17 protein-coding genes are annotated in these 18,518 nt (G+C 66.2%); 8 read left to right on the top strand and 9 right to left on the bottom strand.

All coding sequences use genetic code 11. The features are described from left to right. Positions 1-58: 58 nt before the first annotated feature. Both LZD57_RS15090 and LZD57_RS15085 read left to right on the top strand, forming a co-directional pair. Entirely contained in the window at positions 59-1,660 is a 1,602-nt protein-coding gene (locus LZD57_RS15090; protein WP_233720307.1) for a bifunctional metallophosphatase/5'-nucleotidase, read from the top strand. Positions 1,661-1,769: 109 nt separating this feature from the next. Further along, positions 1,770-2,354 (top strand): DUF2585 domain-containing protein, encoded by a 585-nt coding sequence (locus LZD57_RS15085; protein ID WP_233720306.1) that lies wholly within the window; start codon positions 1,770-1,772, stop codon positions 2,352-2,354. A 58-nt stretch (positions 2,355-2,412) separates the two neighbouring features. Here LZD57_RS15085 and LZD57_RS15080 read toward each other — a convergent pair whose 3' ends face one another. From LZD57_RS15080 to LZD57_RS15070, 3 genes are all read right to left on the bottom strand, one after another. After that, a complete protein-coding gene (locus LZD57_RS15080) occupies positions 2,413-4,032 on the bottom strand; it encodes an alanine/glycine:cation symporter family protein (protein ID WP_233720305.1) in 1,620 nt (539 codons plus the stop codon). A gap of 92 nt (positions 4,033-4,124) precedes the next feature. Then, positions 4,125-4,556, bottom strand: a complete 432-nt coding sequence (locus LZD57_RS15075) for a universal stress protein (RefSeq protein ID WP_233720304.1) — start codon at positions 4,554-4,556, stop codon at positions 4,125-4,127. Positions 4,557-4,834: 278 nt separating this feature from the next. Further along, a complete protein-coding gene (locus tag LZD57_RS15070; protein ID WP_233720303.1) occupies positions 4,835-6,064 on the bottom strand; it encodes an ROK family transcriptional regulator in 1,230 nt (409 codons plus the stop codon). Positions 6,065-6,362: 298 nt separating this feature from the next. Between LZD57_RS15070 and LZD57_RS15065 the strand changes: the two genes are divergently transcribed. The 3 genes from LZD57_RS15065 to LZD57_RS15055 all read left to right on the top strand — a co-directional run bounded on the left by LZD57_RS15065 (position 6,363) and on the right by LZD57_RS15055 (position 9,303). Then, entirely contained in the window at positions 6,363-7,352 is a 990-nt protein-coding gene (locus tag LZD57_RS15065) for a sugar ABC transporter substrate-binding protein (RefSeq protein ID WP_233720361.1), read from the top strand. Between the two features lie 83 nt (positions 7,353-7,435). Further along, positions 7,436-8,521 (top strand): ABC transporter permease, encoded by a 1,086-nt coding sequence (locus LZD57_RS15060; RefSeq protein ID WP_255699973.1) that lies wholly within the window; start codon positions 7,436-7,438, stop codon positions 8,519-8,521. Beyond that, the gene (locus tag LZD57_RS15055; RefSeq protein ID WP_420844821.1) at positions 8,497-9,303 is read left to right on the top strand and encodes an ATP-binding cassette domain-containing protein; all 807 of its coding nucleotides are present in this window, start codon (positions 8,497-8,499) and stop codon (positions 9,301-9,303) included. The genes LZD57_RS15060 and LZD57_RS15055 overlap by 25 nt, the downstream gene beginning before the upstream one ends. 202 nt (positions 9,304-9,505) lie before the next feature. Here LZD57_RS15055 and LZD57_RS15050 read toward each other — a convergent pair whose 3' ends face one another. The 6 genes from LZD57_RS15050 to LZD57_RS15025 all read right to left on the bottom strand — a co-directional run bounded on the left by LZD57_RS15050 (position 9,506) and on the right by LZD57_RS15025 (position 14,683). Next, the gene (locus LZD57_RS15050) at positions 9,506-9,760 is read right to left on the bottom strand and encodes a BQ00720 family protein (RefSeq protein WP_233720300.1); all 255 of its coding nucleotides are present in this window, start codon (positions 9,758-9,760) and stop codon (positions 9,506-9,508) included. 34 nt (positions 9,761-9,794) lie between these two features. After that, positions 9,795-10,247, bottom strand: a complete 453-nt coding sequence (locus LZD57_RS15045; protein ID WP_233720299.1) for an Hsp20 family protein — start codon at positions 10,245-10,247, stop codon at positions 9,795-9,797. Positions 10,248-10,525: 278 nt separating this feature from the next. Continuing rightward, entirely contained in the window at positions 10,526-11,020 is a 495-nt protein-coding gene (gene msrB, locus LZD57_RS15040) for a peptide-methionine (R)-S-oxide reductase MsrB (RefSeq protein WP_233720298.1), read from the bottom strand. Between the two features lie 212 nt (positions 11,021-11,232). Beyond that, complete coding sequence (locus LZD57_RS15035) at positions 11,233-11,841, bottom strand: fasciclin domain-containing protein (protein WP_233720297.1); 609 nt, start codon at positions 11,839-11,841, stop codon at positions 11,233-11,235. Between the two features lie 512 nt (positions 11,842-12,353). Beyond that, entirely contained in the window at positions 12,354-12,788 is a 435-nt protein-coding gene (gene arfB, locus LZD57_RS15030; protein ID WP_233720296.1) for an alternative ribosome rescue aminoacyl-tRNA hydrolase ArfB, read from the bottom strand. A gap of 293 nt (positions 12,789-13,081) precedes the next feature. Continuing rightward, on the bottom strand, positions 13,082-14,683 hold the full coding sequence (locus tag LZD57_RS15025; protein WP_420844822.1) for a phosphoenolpyruvate carboxykinase: 1,602 nt from the start codon (positions 14,681-14,683) through the stop codon (positions 13,082-13,084). 647 nt (positions 14,684-15,330) lie between these two features. Here LZD57_RS15025 and LZD57_RS15020 point away from each other — a divergent pair. The 3 genes from LZD57_RS15020 (at position 15,331) to LZD57_RS15010 (ending at position 18,495) form a co-directional block, all read left to right on the top strand. After that, entirely contained in the window at positions 15,331-16,038 is a 708-nt protein-coding gene (locus tag LZD57_RS15020) for a response regulator transcription factor (protein ID WP_233720294.1), read from the top strand. 193 nt (positions 16,039-16,231) lie between these two features. Then, a complete protein-coding gene (locus LZD57_RS15015; RefSeq protein WP_233720293.1) occupies positions 16,232-18,052 on the top strand; it encodes a sensor histidine kinase in 1,821 nt (606 codons plus the stop codon). Further along, positions 18,049-18,495: an HPr kinase/phosphorylase gene (locus tag LZD57_RS15010; protein WP_233720292.1), complete on the top strand. Its 447-nt coding sequence runs from the start codon at positions 18,049-18,051 to the stop codon at positions 18,493-18,495. Before LZD57_RS15015 ends, LZD57_RS15010 begins: the two co-directional genes overlap by 4 nt. The last annotated feature ends 23 nt before the right edge of the window (positions 18,496-18,518 follow it).

Here is an 18,518-nt window from a genome sequence, read left to right as displayed (position 1 = left end):
AGAACCCCGCCGCCTTGCTAGACTTCCACCGGTCGATGCTACCCAAAGGACGTTCACGATGAAGCACTTGCTCGGATCGGCCGCCGTCATGGCGCTGCTGGCCTTCGGCACCAACGCGGCCTTCGCCGACTACACGCTCACCATCCTCCACACCAACGACTTCCACAGCCGGGTCGAGCCGATCAACAAATACGATTCGACCTGCGAGGGCGAAGACGTCACCGAGAACAAGTGCTTCGGCGGCTCGGCGCGGCTCTTCACCGCGATCGGGGCCGCCAAGCAGGCAGCGAAGAACCCGATCCTTCTCGACGGCGGCGACCAGTTCCAGGGCACGCTGTTCTACACGCAGTACAAGGGCAAGGCCGCGGCCGAGATGATGAACGCCCTCGGCTACGAGGCGATGACCGTCGGCAATCACGAATTCGACGATGGCCCGAAGGTTTTGCGGGACTTCATCAAGGCGGTCGACTTTCCGGTTCTCCTCGCCAATGCCGACGTCTCGAAGGAACCCGAGCTCGCCGAATCCGTGAAGCCCTCGGTCGTCGTGGAGAAGGACGGCCAGAAGATCGGCCTCCTCGGCGTCGCGCCGGCCGATACCGGCGAATTGTCGAGCCCCGGCAAGCAGATCACCTTCTCCGATCCGGTCGAGGCGCTGAAGCGCGAGGTGAAGGCGCTCACCGATAAGGGCGTCGACAAGATCGTCCTCCTCAGCCATTCCGGCTACAAGGAGGACCAGCGCATCGCCGCCGAAGTGCCGGGCCTCGACGTCATCGTCGGCGGCCACAGCCACTCTCTCCTCTCCAATACCGACGACAAGGCCGAAGGCCCCTATCCGACCATGGTGAAGGGCCCGGACGGCCACGACGTGCCGATCGTCCAGGCCTATGCCTACGGCAAGTATCTCGGCGAGTTGACGGTGACCTTCGACGACGACGGCGTGGTGAAGTCCGCCTCCGGCCAGCCGCTGATCCTCGACGGGAAGATCGCCGAGGATTCGGACCTCGCGAAACGGGTCGCCGAGCTCGCCAAGCCGCTCGAAGAGATCCGAAAGAAGGTCGTCGCCGAGACGACCGCGCCGATCGACGGTTCGCGCGATTCCTGCCGGGCGGGCGAATGCGAAATGGGCGATCTCGTCGCCGATGCGATGCTCGACCGGGTGAAGGATCAGGGCGTCCAGATCGCCATCACCAACGGTGGCGGCCTCAGGGCCTCGATCGACGCCGGCCCCGTCACCATGGGCGAGGTGCTCACCGTCCTGCCCTTCCAGAACACGCTGGCGACCTTCAAACTCAAGGGTGCCGACATCGAGGCGGCGCTCGAAAACGGCGTCTCCCAGGTGGAGGACGGCGCCGGCCGGTTTCCGCAGGTGGCGGGTCTGCAGTTCACCTGGTCGAAATCGGCCAAGCCGGGCGAGCGGATCAAGGAAGTGATGGTCGAACGGGACGACGAGACCGTGCCGATCGACCCCGACGAGACCTATCTCGTCGTTTCGAACAACTACATGCGGACCGGCGGCGACGGCTACGCCGTCTTTGCCGAGAAGGCGACCGACGCCTACGATTTCGGGCCGGGCCTCGACGAGGTGCTGGCCGACTATCTCGCCAAGGACAACATTCCCTACGAGCCGTATACCGACGGCCGGATCACCGAGGCGCCCTGAGCGCAGCCCTCGGCCGGTACCGCCGGGCGGTTTGCCGATCGCAAGCAAGCCAGCTAAGCAACGCGAAGGCCCGCCCCCGGCGGGCCTTCGCCCGTCTGGAGCCGCCTCTTTGTCCAACGTCTCGACCGCCCGGTCCCGCCGCCTGCCGTATTTTCTCGCCGGCCTCGCCATCGTCGCGGCGACGGCCGCGGTCCTTCTCGCCATGGGGCGCAACCCGATCTGTCCTTGCGGCGAGGTCAAGCTTTGGTGGGGCGCCGTGAACAGCCCGGAGAACTCCCAGCATCTGTCGGACTGGTATTCCCCCTCCCACCTCATCCACGGCTTCCTGTTCTGCGGCGCGACCTGGCTCGTCCTCCGGCGCTGGGGCTTCGCATCCCGGCTGGTCGTCGCGCTCCTCGTCGAATGCGCCTGGGAGATCGTCGAGAACACCGACGCAGTGATCCAGCATTACCGGGAAACGACGATCTCGCTCGACTATGCCGGCGATTCGGTCCTCAACTCCCTCTCCGACGTCGGCTTCATGGCGTTCGGCTTCTGGCTCGCCGGCAAGCTCCTGCCGGTCTGGCTGACGGTCGTGATCGCAATCGGGATGGAGCTTTTCGTCGGCTACTGGATCCGCGACAATCTCGCTCTCAACGTCCTGATGCTGCTCTGGCCGATCGAGGCGGTGAAGACGTGGCAGGGCGGCGCCTGACGAGCACGAGAAAAGCGCGCACCGCCGGCGATGCCTTCTCGCGCCGGGATCAGCACGCTCAGGCGACCGAACCGCCGGCGCTCGCCGTCTTGGCGTATTTCGGGATCTCGCCGCCGCGCAGCTTGGCGATGTAGCTGGTCATCTCCCGCTTGACGATCGGCATCAGGAAATACAGGCCGACGATGTTGAAGATGCCCATGGCGAACAGCGAGGCGTCGGAGAAGTCGAGCACCGCGCCGAGGCTGACCGCGGCGCCGAGAATGACGAACAGGCAGAACAGCAGCTTGTAGATCAGCTCCGAGACGAAATTGTCGCCGAACAGGAAGCACCACGCCTTCACGCCGTAATAGGACCAGGAGATCATCGTCGAGAAGGCGAAGAGCACGACGGCGAGACCGAGGACATAAGGGAACCAGGTGATTCTGCTGCCGAAGGCGGCCGAGGTCAGCTCGACGCCGGAAAGATCGTTCGCCGTGGCGATCTGCCCGGCGGCCTCGTCCCAGACGTAGAGCCCCGTCGCCGGGTCCTGCTGGAGGACGCCCGAGATGGTGATGACGAGGGCCGTCGCGGTGCAGATTATCACGGTATCGATGAACGGCTCCAGCATCGAGACGAAGCCCTCGGTCACCGGATGCCTGGTCTGCACCGCCGAATGGGCGATCGCGGCCGAGCCGATGCCGGCCTCGTTGGAGAAGGTCGCGCGCCTGAGCCCCTGGATCAGCGCACCGATCAGGCCGCCGGCGACGCCGAGGCCGGTGAAGGCGCCCTCGAAGATCTCCGCGAAGGCGGCGCCCAGCTGGTCGATGTTGGCGATGATGACGACGAGCGCCGCGCCGAGATAGAGGACGCCCATGAACGGGACGAGCTTCTCCGTCACCCGGGCGATCGACTTGATGCCGCCGACGATGACGAGGAAGACGACGACGGCCATGACGAGGCCGGTGATCCAGCCGCGATCGGCGAGGAAGCTGGCGTCGCCGCCGGTGATGACGACGAGCTGGGAATGGGCCTGATTGGCCTGGAACATGTTGCCGCCGCCCCAGGAAGCGAGAACGCAGCAGACCGCGAAGCAGACGGCCAGCACCTTGCCGAGGGTGGTGTGGCCGATCTCCGCCATGCCTTTCTTCAGATAGTGCATCGGCCCGCCCGACACCCGCCCGTCCTCGTATTCGGTGCGGTATTTGACGCCGAGGGTGCACTCGGTGAATTTCGAGGCCATGCCGAGAAGACCGGACAGGATCATCCAGAAGGTCGCGCCCGGCCCGCCGACCGACACGGCGACCGCGACGCCCGCGATGTTGCCGAGCCCGACCGTGCCGGAAACGGCCGTCGCCAGCGCCTGGAAATGCGTTACTTCGCCGGCCGCATCGGGCGACGTGTAGTGGCCGCGCACCAGCTGGATCGCATGGGGGACCATGCGAAACTGGACGAAGCCGAAATAGACCGTGAAGATCGCCGCCGCGGTGATCAGCCAGAGCACGATCCACGGCAGATCGGTCCCGGGGATCTGGGCGAAGACGAAGTCAACGAAGGGCGTCGTCACCGGCCCGACGATGCTGTCGACCCATGCGTCGACCGACGCCGTGCCGCTCCCCTCCTCGGCGGCTTCCTGCGCCAGGGCCGGGCCGGCGAAGAACAGCGGCACGAAGAAAGAAAGCAGCGGGCCGGACACGCGCATGGGCTGACACCTCGATGATGGACGGGAGGGCGTATGGATGTGGAGGCGATCCGAAAGGCGCGACGATCGCTCGCGTTCGCCACGCCCGGTGCTCATGGCACGATCACCGTCGGGATCGTCGCCGCCTGGGCGAGGCCGAGAGTGACGCTGCCGAAGATCTTGTTCTCGATCCCCGACTTCGACGAGCGGCCGACGAAGATCTGGCAGGCGCCCTTCTCCGCCGCGACCTCGAGGATGACGGCGGTGGGCGAGCCGAAGCGGATCTCGCTCTCGATCGGGAGCCCGGCCGCCTGCAGTTCCGCGACGACCGGATCGACGAGTGCGGTCTTTGCCCGCTCCAGTTCCTGGCGGCGGCGCATCTTGCGCTCCTCCAGCTCCTCCGGCGTCAGGAACGCATAAGGCGACCACTGCAGGACATGGACGAGACAGAGCGCGGCGCCGTTCGCCTTCGCCCGCGTGGCGGCATAGTCGACGGGGTTTCGGTCGAGGCCGTCGTAGGCGACGAGGAAGATTTCAGCTGCCATCTTGCCACTCCAGGTGGCGAGCCGACGCCCGCTGTTGCAATCCATCAATTCCGCTTACGGTAGCATCAATCTTTCGAATGGCAACGGCTTGGGCACTATCGAACCCTGCCGCAGAAACGGGCACTTTGCGTCCGCGCACATAGAGGATTGATTCGACGATCGAAACGCGGATCGCACGCTCGATGAGAACACGCCGGGATTTCCTTGCCGGACATCACGGCGATGGAGCCGGCGAGACCGGACGCCGTCCGCGCCCTTCGGCACGATCCGCGAACGCCTCAGTCGGGGTCGGTGAGAAACACGCCGTGGTCGAGCAGATAGTGGGCGAAGAAGGGCAGGCTGGCCGAGCCGATCTCGCGGGCGTCGGCGCCGATGGTTCCGGCCCGCACGGCGACGGGTGAAAGGCCCTGCCGGTTGATCCGTTGCATCGCCGCCTCGGTCCGCTCGACCAGTCGCTGGCGCACGTTGCCGGGGAAACGGCCGTCGATCACCGCGGCCTCGAAATCGTAGACCGAGGTCGCCGAAACGATCGCATGGGCGAGGCCGTAGGCCGCCTTGTCGAGCCATCGATCGAGCAGCGGGCCGAAGCTGTCCCAGGACACCTTGCCGCGCCAGAGCGCCAGCGCGTCGCCGCCCTCGGCCTCATAGGCCTTTTCGAGCAGGTGCAGGGAGGCGAAGTTGATGAGCTGGGCCGTCCCACCCTCCTCGCGCGGCACGGGCATCGAGCCGATGGCGCCGGCATTGTCCAGCCGGCCCGAGACGAGATCGCCATTCATCACGATGCCGCCGCCGACGAAGGCGCCGACGAAGAAATAGACGAAATCGGCCGAGCGACCGGCGCCGAAGACGTTTTCCGCCGCGCAGGCCGCCGTCGCGTCGTTGGCGACGTCGACGGCGAGATCCGTCGCAACCGCCAGGGTCGACTGCACGTCGAGGTCGCGCCACTCTTCCATCACCGCCGGCGGTGCGCCGATCTCGTCGGCCCACGACCAGAGCTCGTAAGGCAGTGCGACGCCCAGTCCGGTGATCCGCCGTTCGAGCTTGGCCGGCAACAGCGCCCGCAGCCGCGGCTCGGCGACGGCGACGAAATCGAGCACCTCGCGCACCCGCGGGAACGGATAAGGCACCCGCTCGTGCCCCCTGATCCGGCCGGTGAAATCCATCAGGACGAGGTCGACGGAGCGCCGGCCGATCTTCAGGCCCAGCGAGAACGCCCCGTCCGGATTGAGCCGCATGGGGATCGACGGCTGCCCCACCCGGCCGCGCTGCGGCTGATCCCGCAGCACCAGTTCCTCGGCCTCGAGCGCGCGCATGATCACCGAGGCCGTCTGCGGCGACAGGCCGGTGCGCCGGGCGATTTCCGCCTTGGCGAGTCGGCCGTGGCGCCGGATCAGCGACAGGACGGCGCGCTTGTTGTGCGCCCTCAGCCCCGACTGGTTGGAGCCGCGCATGCGGCTTTCGGCCGCGTCGCGCCGCTTCTTGAGAAACTCCGAACTCGATGACTCCATCGTCAAACTCCCGAGACACCAGGCTCATTCGATCGCAGCAGCGGACGAATCGATCGGCACGCAATCCTCGGCTGTGACGCTATCACGGCTTCCGACGGGCCACTACTCATTCTAATCGCTGACGAATCTTATATATAAATCTACCTGAATTATGTTTGTTGACAATGGCGATTCCATGGTGTTCCCTTCGATCGTCCGGTCGATGGGAGCACGACCGGCGGCGCCGGAAAGATCCGGCACAACCAACGGATTCGGGAGGAAATCACACGTGACCATCCGCACTCTCATCGCCGGATCGATGCTGGCTTCCGGCGCCCTCTTCGCCGTCCCCGCCTCGGCTGCAGACGTCGGCGCCTGCCTGATCACCAAGACGGACATCAATCCGTTCTTCGTCAAGATGAAGGAAGGCGCCACCGCCGAAGCGCAGAAGCTCGGCATCCGGCTCTCGTCCTACGCCGGCAAGGTCGACGGCGACCACGAAAGCCAGGTCAACGCCATCGAGACCTGCATCGCCGACGGCGTGAAGGGCATCCTGATCACCGCTTCTGACACGTCGGCCATCACAGACGTGGTGAAGCGCGCCCGCGACCGCGGGATCCTGGTGATCGCGCTCGATACCCCGCTCGACCCGGTCGATGCCGCCGACGCCACCTTCGCGACCGACAACTTCGAAGCCGGCCGGCTGATCGGCGCCTGGGCGAAGGCGAGCGTCGAGGACCCGGAGAACGCCAAGATCGCCATGCTCGATCTGAACGAGAGCCAGCCGACCGTCGGCGTCCTGCGCGACCAGGGCTTCCTCGAGGGCTTCGGCATCGACACCGGCGACGAGAAGCGCTGGGGCGACGAGACCGACCCGCGCGTCGTCGGCCATGAAGTCACCCAGGGCAACGAGGAAGGCGGCCTGCGGGCGATGGAGAACCTGCTCCTGCAGGATCCCGAGATCAACGTCGTCTACACGATCAACGAGCCCGCGGCGGCCGGCGCCTACGAGGCGCTGCAGTCGGCAGGCCGGGCGGGCGACGTTTTGATCGTCTCGGTCGACGGCGGCTGCCCGGGCGTCAAGAACGTCCAGGACGGGGTCATCGGGGCGACGTCCCAGCAATATCCCCTCGACATGGCCCGGCTCGGCATCCAGGCGATCGCCAAATTCGCCGAAACCGGCGAAAAGCCCAAGACCTCGGAGGGCCTCGACTTCACCAATACCGGCGTCAACCTCGTCACCGACAAGCCCGTCGACGGCGTCCCGTCGATCCCGGTCGCGGAGGGCCTCGACCGCTGTTGGGGTTGATCCCGCTCCGAGACTGAACTCCAGTCGAGACGGCAGGCGCGCCTCAGGCGAGGCGCGCCGTCACTCCATCGAAAGAGGCGAGGATGGTCAGCCAATCAACCGATCACGAGCATTCCGCCCGTGACGCAGACACGAGCAGCCCCGTGTTCGATCGGCCGAAGCGCTCGTGGATGGGACAGATCCAGCATCTGCTCCACAACAATCCGACGCTCGTTCCGGTTCTGATCCTGCTCGCCTCGGTGATCGTCTTCGCCATCGCGACGGACGGGCGGCTGATCACCGGCCTCGCCATCAAGATCACCCTCGAGCAGGTTTCCATCGTCGGCATTCTCGCCTGCGCGCAGACGCTGGTGATCCTGACCGCCGGCATCGATCTGTCGATCGGCGCCGTGATGGTTCTCAGCTACGTCGCCATGGGCCATCTCGCCGTCACCTACGGCCTGCCGGCGCCCTTCGCCCTCCTCGGCGGCTTCGGCGTCGGGATGGGCCTCGGCGCCATCTCCGGCCTGTTGGTGACGCGGGTGAGGCTGCCGCCCTTCATCGTCACGCTCGGCATGTGGCAGATCGTCCTCGCCACCGTCTATCTCTACACCGGCTCGCAATCGATCCGCAGCCAGGCCATCGACGCCACCGCGCCGCTGCTCAAGCTGTTCGGCGAACGCGTCTCGATCGGCGGCTGGAACCTGACGATCATGGGCGCCCCGGTGATCTACGCCGTCGTCCTGATGGTCCTGATCTTCGCGGTGTTTTCCTACATCATGCGGCTGACCGCCTGGGGGCGACACGTCTATGCCGTCGGCGACGACAAGGAAGCGGCCGATCTCGCCGGCGTCCGCTCGGACAAGGTGGTGTTTTCGGTCTACGTCGTCGCCGGCTTCATCGCCGCCTTCGCCGCATGGGCGGCGATCGGCCGCGTCGGGTCGATCTCGCCGTCCTCCTTCGCCGAGGCCAATCTCGACTCGATCGCCGCCGTGGTGATCGGCGGCACCTCGCTCTTCGGCGGGCGCGGCACGATCCTCGGCTCCTTGTTCGGCGCCCTGACCGTCGGCACCTTCGCGACCGGGCTGAAGCTCGCGGGCGCCGATCCGCAATGGGTTCTCTTCGCCTCCGGCTGTCTGATCATTCTGGCGGTCGCACTCGACCAATGGATCCGGAGGATTTCGGCATGAGCGCCAGGCAACCCGTCCTTTCCGGGCGCAACATCGTCAAGCACTACGGGCGCGTCACCGCCATCGACCATGCCGACTTCGATCTCTACCCCGGCGAAATCCTCGCCGTGATCGGCGACAACGGCGCCGGCAAGTCGTCGCTGATCAAGACCCTGTCGGGCGCAGTCGTACCCGACGAGGGGGAGATCCGGCTGAACGGCGAACTCGTGCGCTTCACCTCGCCGATGGAGGCGCGCGAAGCCGGCATCGAGACCGTGTATCAGAACCTTGCCCTGTCGCCGGCCCTGTCGATCGCCGACAACATGTTCCTCGGCCGCGAAATCCGGAAAAGCGGCTTCGCCGGCAAATATCTGCGGATGCTCGACCGCAAGGCGATGGAGCGCATCGCCCGCGAAAAGCTCTCCGATCTAGGGCTGATGACCATCCAGAACATCGCCCAGGCGGTGGAGACCCTGTCCGGCGGCCAGCGCCAGGGCGTCGCCGTTGCACGCGCGGCCGCGTTCGGCTCGAAGGTGATCATCCTCGACGAGCCGACGGCGGCATTGGGCGTCAAGGAATCGCGCAAGGTCCTGGAACTGATCCAGGACGTCCGCTCCCGCGGCCTGCCGATCGTCCTGATCTCTCACAACATGCCGCACGTGTTCGAGGTCGCCGATCGCATCCACGTGCACCGGCTCGGCAAACGGCTTTGCGTCGTCGATCCGAAAATGGCGACGATGAACGACGCGGTGGCGTTGATGACGGGTGCGAAAAAGCCCGAGACTTCGATGATGGCGGCCTGAGCGTCCGAGATCCCGTTTCTTCCGTCGCCGCGGCTATCCGAAGGGGGGCGCGTAGCGCGCGGCTGGGCGAAGATACCTCCACCTGCCGGACCGTCGAGTTGAGACCGCAGATCACCCCTTCTTGACCCGCCTCGACGGCGTCGAGCAGACGTCCCGGCAGCGACGGCCCCGACGGGGTCGTCGCTGAACGGACCATCCGCCGTCAGTGGAGGCTGACGGTCTGGAGCTCGTTTTGGGAAGCGCTGGCCAAGATGCTCGACCGGTCGTCGGAGACGGCCAGCGGGGTCCCGTCGGCGCCGAACAGCGCCCAGAGCTTCAGCCCGGGCTGGATCGACTTGGCGGCGGGAAACCGGGCGCGCATCTCGTCGGAAGACATCTGGCGCATATAGGCGATCTGCCCCTCGCCAAAGGCGGCGAGGTCGAAGGAGGCAGGATTGCCGGAAACATGATCGGTCATGGTCGTCTCCTTTCAAGGCAAACGCGAGATCCGCTCATTCGTTGACCGCGATCTCGATTCTCCTGACGATGCGTTCGGGTTCCGGTTTCGCCAGATCGATCAGGAGCAGCCCGTTCTTCAGCTGCGCCCCGATCACCCGCATGCCATCGGCAAGCAGAAAACACTTCTGGAACTGCCGCGCGGCGATGCCGCGATGCAGGTATTCGCGCCCGCCGTCCTCTTCGCTCTGGCGGCCGCGGATGAGGAGCTGGTTCTCCTCCACGGTCACTTCGAGGTCTTCCGGCAGGAAGCCGGCGACGGCAAGCGTGATGCGGATGAGGTCCCCGGCATCGCAGTCCCGGTCCCGATCCAGCGAAGCGTCCTTGCGGATGCGCTCGATGTTGTACGGGGGATAGCCGTCACCGCCCTTGGCGATCCGCTCGAGCGTCTTCTCGACGCTGTCGAAACCGAGCATCAACGGGCTGGAGAAAGGCGTCATGCGAGACATCGGTCAAAGCCCTCGTTCAAGCGACTTCACAGGCGACGGCCCGTAAGCGGCACCGTCCGCACAACCGATCATATGGCGACGGCCGGGTGCCGCTTCAATGTCGCGAGCGAAGCTGCCTTCCCCATCCTGGGCCGAAAATGTTCAGAAGAGTTGAAGAAACGGACCTGCCGCCCGGTTCGCAAGCCGCAGGTCCTGCCGGGCTCCGATCGCGGGATCCCAACGGGTCCGGCCCGTCATCCTTCCTTCTGGCGGACGGGCGCGCCGTCAAGCGCGGCTCGTCACGAGGCCTGGGCGGCGCCCGGGTTGAACTTCAGCGCCACCCCGTTGATACAATGGCGCTTGCCGGTCGGCTTCGGGCCGTCGTCGAAGACGTGGCCGAGATGACCGCCGCAGGTGGCGCAATGGACCTCGGTGCGCGGATAGATCAGCTTGTAGTCGGTCGTCGTGCCGACGGCTTCGGAGGAGATCGGCGCCCAGAAGCTCGGCCAGCCCGTGCCGGACTCGAACTTTGTCTCCGACGAATAGACCGCCGTGTCGCAGCCGGCGCAGTTGTAGACGCCGGCTTTCTTGTTGGCGTTCAGCGGGCTCGAAAACGGCCGTTCCGTCGCCTCCTGGCGGAGCACGGCGTACTGGTCGGGCGAAAGCAGCTTCTTCCACTCGGCCTCGGTGTGGGACACCGGAAACTTGCCTTCGGCCGCATCCGCCGCCTTGCGCCCCAGCGCCACGGCACCGACGGCGGCAACACCGGCCTTGAGAAAATTGCGTCTGATCATCGCCAAAAGCTCCATGGTAGCCCACCACCTCGTTCGCGCGAGGATTGAGATGGTGCGTCTTCGTCCGGACGCCAGCGATCGCGGCGCCGCGGCTCTTCACGAATGTGTTCGGGGGCGCGGCAAGGCACGTTACGCCCTGCCCCGCCCCCGTCGCCGAAAAAGCGGCCGGCCGGAAACGTGGCCAACCGGCGAGGCCGACTTCTTCGCGGCGATTACATCTTCGGCATCAAAACCGTATCGATGACGTGCACCACGCCGTTCGACTGCATGACGTCGGCTTGGGTCACCACCGCGCCGTTGCCGCTGGCATCGATGACCACCAGATTGTCGCCGTCCATGCGCAGGGTGATCGGCTCACCCTCGACGGTCTTCACCGTGTGGGCGCCGCCGTCGTCCTTGATCATCTGCATGGCCGCCTCGGAGGTCGCCTTGGCCGGCACCACGTGATAGGTCAGGATCTTCGTCAGCTTGTCCTTGTTCTCCGGCTTCAGAAGGTCGTCGACGGTGCCCGCCGGCAGCTTCTCGAAGGCCGCGTTGGTCGGTGCGAACACCGTGAAGGGGCCGTCGCCGCTCAGCGTCTCGACGAGACCGGCAGCCTTCACCGCAGCGACCAGCGTGGTCAGGTTGTCGGCCTGCGAGGCATTTTCCGGGATCGTCTTCTGCGGATCCATCGGTGCGCCGCCGACCATCGGCATGTCGCCGGCCATCGCGCCGGTGTCGGACTTCATGGTGTCCTGCGCGAGGGCGGCAGGGGCGACGGCCAGCGAGCCGGCGGCGACGAGCGTCGTGACGGCGGCGGCACGGATCATGGACTTCAACATGTTCGAGTTCTCCCGTTTGAAACGTTGTTTCGAACCCTCTCGACGGAGGATGTCGAAGTTACGCACTCGCACGGTCACGGCTTCCGAGTATTCTTTCACGCATTATTGACCATGCCCGGCTCGCGCCATTCTTCGGTCACGATCGAACAGATCTTTTGGCCCACGCCAGCGCAAATTGTAGAAAAAATCCACTGCAAGGCGCTCCAAGGCATGGCGAAATTCTATTTCGCCGCAAGCCGAGCGGAGATGGCACTCGAAGATTCAGGAACGAATTCGCCTCGATACTTGCAGGATGCGTCAAGTTGACGCCACCCGCCGACCGCATCCGGACGAGATTTCGAACGTAGCGCATCCGCCGGGCCCGTCGGCGGCGCCGGTCTCACGCTGCAGATGGCGACGGCCATACGCCCCTCGCCTCGGAGCGATTTCGGTCGAGACAGCCGTCGGACGGCAGCATCCGGCAGGAGCCGCTACCCTCCCCGGCCGTCCAATGGCGGGGACGAGGCCTTTTCTCAGTCTCCGACGGAGCGGCGCATCGCCTTGATCTTCGAGCGGCCCTTCTTTTCCTTGATGCGGCGCTCGACCGCGCCTTTGGAGGGCCGCGTCTTCTTGCGCGGCGGCGGCGGGGGCCGCAGCGCCTCGCGCACCAGATCCGCCAGCCTTTCGCGCGCGTCCTCGCGGTTGCGCTCCTGGCTGCGGAAGCGCGACGCCTCGATCAGCACGTCGCCGTCCTTCGTGGCCCGCTGTCCGGCCAGGCGATGGAGCCGGCGCTTCACCTCCGGTGATATGGCTTCGCACCGGCCGGCGAGGAAACGCAGCTGAACGGCGGAGGAGACCTTGTTGACGTTCTGGCCGCCCGGCCCGGACGCCCGGATGAACTGCTCCTCGAGGTCGGCCTCCGGCAGGACGACCGCATTGCTGATCCTGAGATCTCGTGTTTCGGCCATGGTCCTTTCCGTCGTCGCACCGTTGCCCCGGTCGCAGATCGGCGCAGCGGCTCCTCCGGACAGTCTGAAGCACGGCGGGGCCGCCGCGTGAAGGGCGACCGTCGAATCTCGCACCACAGCCGCGACGGTCGTGCCCTGCCGGCAGCGCTCGCCCCCGCGGCCGGCCGGAGCGCCAAACGCATTCGGCACCGGCCGGCGCCTGCGAAGATGCAGCGCCAGCCGATGCCGTGTTCCCTCCCAGGAAAGTGTCGGATCGCCGACGCAGGGATGCGCCGGCGTCGTCGCCCGTCGATCTACTCGGCGGCCATCGGCAGGGCCGGCGCCGCCTGCACCACCTGCTCGTCGACATGGTCGACGAACCGCTCGAAGTTTTTCCGGAACATCGAGACGAGCTTGGCCGCCTGGCGGTCGTAAGCCGCCGCATCGCTCCAGGTCGAGCGCGGATCGAGGATGCCCGGATCGACGCCTTCGACCGCGACCGGAACCTGGAAGCCGAAATTCGGGTCGCTGCGGAACTCGGCGGCGCTCAGGCTGCCGTCGAGGGCAGCCGCGAGAAGCGCCCGCGTGACCTTGATCGGCATGCGCTTGCCGGTGCCGTAGGCCCCGCTCGTCCAGCCGGTGTTGACCAGCCAGCAGTTCGTGCCGTGGGAGGCGATGAGATCGCGCAGGAGGTTGCCGTACTCGCTCGGATGGCGCGGCATGAAGGGCGCGCCGAAGCAGGTCGAGAACGTCGCCTCGGGCTCGGTGACGCCCTTTTCGGTGCCGGCGACCTTGGCCGTGTAGCCGGACAGGAAGTGATACATCGCCTCGGCCGGGGTGAGCTTGGCGATCGGCGGCAGGACGCCGAAGGCGTCGGCCGTCAGCATGATGACGTTCTTCGGATGGCCGCCCCGGCCGGTTTCCGAAGCATTGGGGATGAAGTGCAGCGGATAGGCCGCACGGGTATTTTCGGTGAGCGAGCCGTCGTCGAAGTCCGGGACGCGGTTCTCGTCGAGAACGACGTTTTCCAGCACCGTGCCGAAGCGACGGGTGGTGGCGAAGATCTCCGGCTCGGCTTCGGGGGAGAGGCGGATGGTCTTGGCGTAGCAGCCGCCCTCGAAGTTGAAGACGCCGTTTTCGCCCCAGCCATGCTCGTCGTCGCCGATGAGGGTGCGGTGCGGGTCAGCCGAAAGCGTCGTCTTGCCGGTGCCGGACAGGCCGAAGAACACCGCCCCGTCGCCCTGCGGGCCGACATTGGCCGAGCAGTGCATCGGCATGACGCCGTTCGCCGGCAGACGCCAGTTGAGCGCCGTGAACACCGACTTCTTCATCTCGCCGGCATAGGAAGTGCCGCCGATGAGGACGATGTTGCGGGTGAGGTCGCAGGCGATGACCGTCTCGGAGCGGCAGCCGTGGCGCTCCGGATCGGCGGTGAAGGACGGCAGGTCGATGATCGTCATGTCCGGCACGAAGCTCTTCAACGCTTCGGTGGAGGGACGGATCAGAAGATTGCGGATGAACAGCGAGTGCCAGGCATATTCGGTGACGACACGGACCTTGATGGCGTTTTCGGGATCGGCGCCGCCGATCAGATCCTGCACGAAGAGGTCGCGCCCCTTCGCCGCCTGCTTGAAGTCCTCGTAAAGCCGCTCGAAGGCTTCCGGCTCCATCGCGGCATTGTTGTCCCACCATACCGCCGGCTCAGTATTTTCGTCGCGAACGACGAACTTGTCCTTGGCCGAGCGGCCGGTATGCTTGCCGGTGGTGGCGACGAGGGCGCCATGGGCGCTCAGCCGTGCCTCGCCGCGCTTGACGGCGATCTCGACGAGCTCGGCTTCCGGCAGGTTCCAGCGAACGGAGGAGAGCCCCTCCAGCCCCGTCGATTCGATCCCGACTTGCGGATTTCGCGTCCCGATCTGATCCACCACTCGCCTCCTGAAAACTCGCTCGACCCACCCTGGATTTCACGACAGATAGACGACAGCCCAGTCAGCCGCAAGCACTTTCACCATTAAAACTTAACGATATCAGTAATTTAATCGATTAAGTCGGGTTTGCTGGTGATCTAATCGTTTCGATGCTTAAATCCGCACCGATACTTCATTCCAGAAACGATCGCCCCCTCGGGGCGCCCTCGGACGTTCGAGCGTGGCAGGCGACGTGGGCCGCCACCCCACCCCCCGGGCTGTATTCCCGCCGTCTTCTGTTATAATGCGCGTCGATCAGCCTCGGCGACGCGCCTCGTGAGCGTCAGCGAAAAGATGGGTCGCGACGCCGAGATGGCGCGGCCGAAGCTTCGGGACGAGCCGGATCGAGCCGCCCGGCAGACGCATCGAGGCCATAACATCGGGCCCCGTTGCCGATTTCGCGGCGTGCCACATTTTTATGCGGATTGATGTCGAGTAAGGGGCTTATCTCATGCGATGGCATGGTTCGAAATCGGCGGAGGCAGGCGAGCCTGCAGCGCCGGCCGGTCGCGCCTCCGCCACGCCAGATCCGGCGGCCTTCACCGTGCGGCACGCATTGCGAACTGCAGCCGGATCGAAGACTGGAGAAGTTTGAAATGCCGACAATCGCCCTCGTGGACGACGACCGAAACATTCTGACGTCCGTCTCGATTGCTTTGGAAAACGAGGGTTATCGGGTCGAGACCTACACCGACGGCGCATCCGCGCTGGAGGGGCTGCAATCGAGCCCGCCGCATCTCGCCATCTTCGACATCAAGATGCCGCGCATGGACGGGATGGAACTCTTGCGCCGCCTGCGCCAGAAGTCCGACCTGCCGGTGATCTTCCTCACCTCCAAGGACGAGGAGATCGACGAGCTCTTCGGGCTGAAGATGGGCGCGGACGACTATATCCGCAAACCGTTCTCGCAAAGGCTCCTGGTCGAACGCGTCCGTGCGATCCTGAGGCGCGGCGCGCCGCGGGACGTCACGGCCAAGCCCGGCGCGACGGCAGCCCCGGAATCCTCCCTGGAGCGCGGCCAGTTGGTGATGGACCAGGAGCGCCACACCTGCACCTGGAAGAGTAAGCCCGTGACCCTGACGGTCACCGAATTTCTCATTTTGCACTCGCTGGCGATGCGGCCGGGCGTGGTGAAGAGCCGCGACGCCCTGATGGACGCCGCCTATGACGAACAGGTCTATGTCGACGACCGCACCATCGACAGCCACATCAAGCGACTGCGCAAGAAGTTCAAGGCGATCGACGACGATTTCGACATGATCGAAACCCTCTACGGGGTGGGCTACCGCTTCCGCGAGGCGTAACCGGTCGTACTCGCCGAACTTCGCGGTCATGCGCAGGATCGCGGGTGGCCGAAGCCCGGCCGCCGACGGAGCCGGAAACCGCGACGATGCGGGGCGACGGCGCGACAACCCCGGCTGAACGCGCCCCGCAAGCGATCAGCGCCCGGCAGCGCCGGAGGCGCCCCGAGATCCCCCTCGCGAGACATGAAGGTTCATGGTTTCGGTTTTGGAAGGCGAAGAGAAGCAGGATCAGGAGGCGCGCGACAGGCGCCAGCGCCGCGACGCGGCGTTGCGCAAGCGCCTGCGCCGGCTGCCGTTCATCCGCCGCGTGCTCTATCGGGTGCGGTGGCTGCTCGGCCACTCGATCTTCTCGTCGCTGACCCGGCGCATCGTCTTTCTCAACCTCGTGGCGCTGATCGTCCTCGTCACCGGCATCCTCTATCTGAACCAGTTCCGCGCCGGGCTGATCGACGCCCGCGTCGAGAGCCTGCTGACCCAGGGTGAAATCATCGCCGCGGCGATCGCCTCCTCGGCGACGGTCGAGACCAATTCGATCACCCTCGACCCGGAAAAGCTGCTCGAACTGCAGGCCGGGGACACGCTCGCGCCCTCGGCCGAGGCGACGGAAAGCCTCGACTTTCCGATCAATCCCGAACGGGTCGCGCCGCTCCTAAGGCGGCTGATCTCCCCGACCCGCACGCGCGCGCGGCTCTACGACCGGGACGCCAATCTCATCCTCGATTCCCGCCACCTCTATTCCCGTGGCCAGATCCTGCGCTACGACCTGCCGCCGGTCGCCCAGGACGAGCCCGATCCCGCCGGCCGGTTCCTCGACTACCTGCGCAGCATCTTCACCGGCAGCGACCTGCCGATCTATCACGAGGCGCCCGGCGGCTCCGGCACCTCCTATCCCGAGGTGATGAACGCCCTGACCGGCGGACCGGCCACCGTCGTGCGGGCGACCGAGAACGGCGAACTGATCGTCTCCGTCGCCGTGCCGATCCAGCGCTTCCGCGCCGTCCTCGGCGTGCTCCTGCTGTCGACCCAGGGCGGCGACATCGACAAGATCGTCCAGGCCGAGCGCATGGCGATCGTGCGCGTCTTCGGCGTCGCCGCCCTTGTCGTCATCGTCCTGTCGACGCTGCTCGCCTCGACCATCGCGACGCCCCTCCGCCGGCTGTCAGCCGCCGCCATCCGGGTGCGCCGCGGCGTCAAGGACCGGGCCGCGATCCCCGACTTCGGCGACCGCACCGACGAGATCGGCAATCTCGCCCGCGCCCTGAGCGAGATGACGCGCTCCCTCTATGCCCGGATCGACGCGATCGAATCCTTCGCCGCCGACGTTTCCCACGAGCTGAAGAACCCCCTCACCTCCCTGCGCAGTGCCGTCGAGACGTTGCCGCTGGCCAAGAACGAGACCTCCAAGAGCCGGCTGATGGAGATCATCCAGCATGACGTGAGGCGTCTCGACCGGCTGATCACCGACATTTCGGATGCCTCGCGCCTCGACGCGGAACTGGCGCGAAACGTCGCCGACAAGGTCGATCTCGCCGCGCTCCTGCGCTCGGTCGTCGACGGCGCGCGGGGCCATACGACGACGGGCCGCAAACTGACCATCAATTTCGAGGCGCAGAAGCTGCCGGCGACCCAGAAGCAGGGCTACGTCGTGTCCGGACACGACCTGCGACTGAGCCAGGTGTTCACCAATCTGATCGAGAATGCCCGCTCCTTCGTGCCGGCCGACGGCGGCCGCATCGACGTCCTGATCCGTCGTCGCGGTCCGCGGGTCGTCGTCTCGATCGAGGACAACGGCCCCGGCATCCAGGCCGAAGTGATCGACCGCATCTTCGAACGTTTCTACACCGACCGTCCCGCGGGCGAGGCCTTCGGCCAGAATTCCGGCCTCGGCCTGTCGATCTCGCGCCAGATCGTCGAGGCCCACGAAGGAACGCTCAGGGCGGAAAACATCGTCGATCCGGCGGCGCCCGGCGGGGTCCGCGGCGCCCGTTTCGTCGTCTCGCTGCCGGCCGGATGACCGCCGCCGTCAACCTCCACGCCTGTGCCGTCGCGCTCGCCGGCCGCGGCGTGCTGATCCGCGGGCCGGCAGGCAGCGGCAAGTCGGCCCTCGTCCTGGCGCTGTTGCGGCGCGGCGCCGGCGTCGAAGCCGAATTCGTCGCCGACGACCGGGTGATCGCCGAGCCATGCGAGGGAGCGATCAAACTTTCGGCACCCGCCGAGATCGCGGGTCTGCTCGAGATCGCCGGTCTCGGCATCGTCCGCGAACCCTTTCGGCCGAGCGTACCGCTCTGGCTGGTCGTCGATCTCGTGCCGCCCGCGGCGATCATCCGCCATCCGCCGCCGCGCACGGCCGAAATCCTCGGCCACCTCGCGCCGCTGCTCAGCCTGCCACAGCGCGATGCCGCGCTTTCCACCGACATTCTGACCACGCTGGCGATTTCGGGTCGGCTGCCTGATTGAAGCTTGCAACAGGCGCCACCCTG

Origin of the sequence: Jiella avicenniae, assembly GCF_021390325.1 — a bacterium.
Classification (GTDB): domain Bacteria; phylum Pseudomonadota; class Alphaproteobacteria; order Rhizobiales; family Rhizobiaceae; genus Jiella; species Jiella avicenniae.
This window is presented reverse-complemented; position numbering and strand designations above follow the sequence as displayed.

Excerpts from the sequence above, each read along its gene's own strand:
- LZD57_RS15075 (WP_233720304.1), bottom strand. The coding sequence starts at position 4,556 with ATGGCAGCTGAAATCTTCCTCGTCGCCTACGACGGCCTCGACCGAAAC.
- LZD57_RS15090 (WP_233720307.1), top strand. The coding sequence starts at position 59 with ATGAAGCACTTGCTCGGATCGGCCGCCGTCATGGCGCTGCTGGCCTTC.
- msrB (WP_233720298.1), bottom strand. The coding sequence starts at position 11,020 with ATGATCAGACGCAATTTTCTCAAGGCCGGTGTTGCCGCCGTCGGTGCC.
- LZD57_RS15035 (WP_233720297.1), bottom strand. The coding sequence starts at position 11,841 with ATGTTGAAGTCCATGATCCGTGCCGCCGCCGTCACGACGCTCGTCGCC.
- LZD57_RS15070 (WP_233720303.1), bottom strand. The coding sequence starts at position 6,064 with ATGGAGTCATCGAGTTCGGAGTTTCTCAAGAAGCGGCGCGACGCGGCC.
- LZD57_RS15065 (WP_233720361.1), top strand. The coding sequence starts at position 6,363 with ATGCTGGCTTCCGGCGCCCTCTTCGCCGTCCCCGCCTCGGCTGCAGAC.
- LZD57_RS15020 (WP_233720294.1), top strand. The coding sequence starts at position 15,331 with ATGCCGACAATCGCCCTCGTGGACGACGACCGAAACATTCTGACGTCC.
- LZD57_RS15050 (WP_233720300.1), bottom strand. The coding sequence starts at position 9,760 with ATGACCGATCATGTTTCCGGCAATCCTGCCTCCTTCGACCTCGCCGCC.
- LZD57_RS15045 (WP_233720299.1), bottom strand. The coding sequence starts at position 10,247 with ATGTCTCGCATGACGCCTTTCTCCAGCCCGTTGATGCTCGGTTTCGAC.
- LZD57_RS15055 (WP_420844821.1), top strand. The coding sequence starts at position 8,497 with ATGGATCCGGAGGATTTCGGCATGAGCGCCAGGCAACCCGTCCTTTCC.
- LZD57_RS15060 (WP_255699973.1), top strand. The coding sequence starts at position 7,436 with ATGGTCAGCCAATCAACCGATCACGAGCATTCCGCCCGTGACGCAGAC.
- LZD57_RS15015 (WP_233720293.1), top strand. The coding sequence starts at position 16,232 with ATGGTTTCGGTTTTGGAAGGCGAAGAGAAGCAGGATCAGGAGGCGCGC.
- LZD57_RS15010 (WP_233720292.1), top strand. The coding sequence starts at position 18,049 with ATGACCGCCGCCGTCAACCTCCACGCCTGTGCCGTCGCGCTCGCCGGC.
- arfB (WP_233720296.1), bottom strand. The coding sequence starts at position 12,788 with ATGGCCGAAACACGAGATCTCAGGATCAGCAATGCGGTCGTCCTGCCG.
- LZD57_RS15080 (WP_233720305.1), bottom strand. The coding sequence starts at position 4,032 with ATGCGCGTGTCCGGCCCGCTGCTTTCTTTCTTCGTGCCGCTGTTCTTC.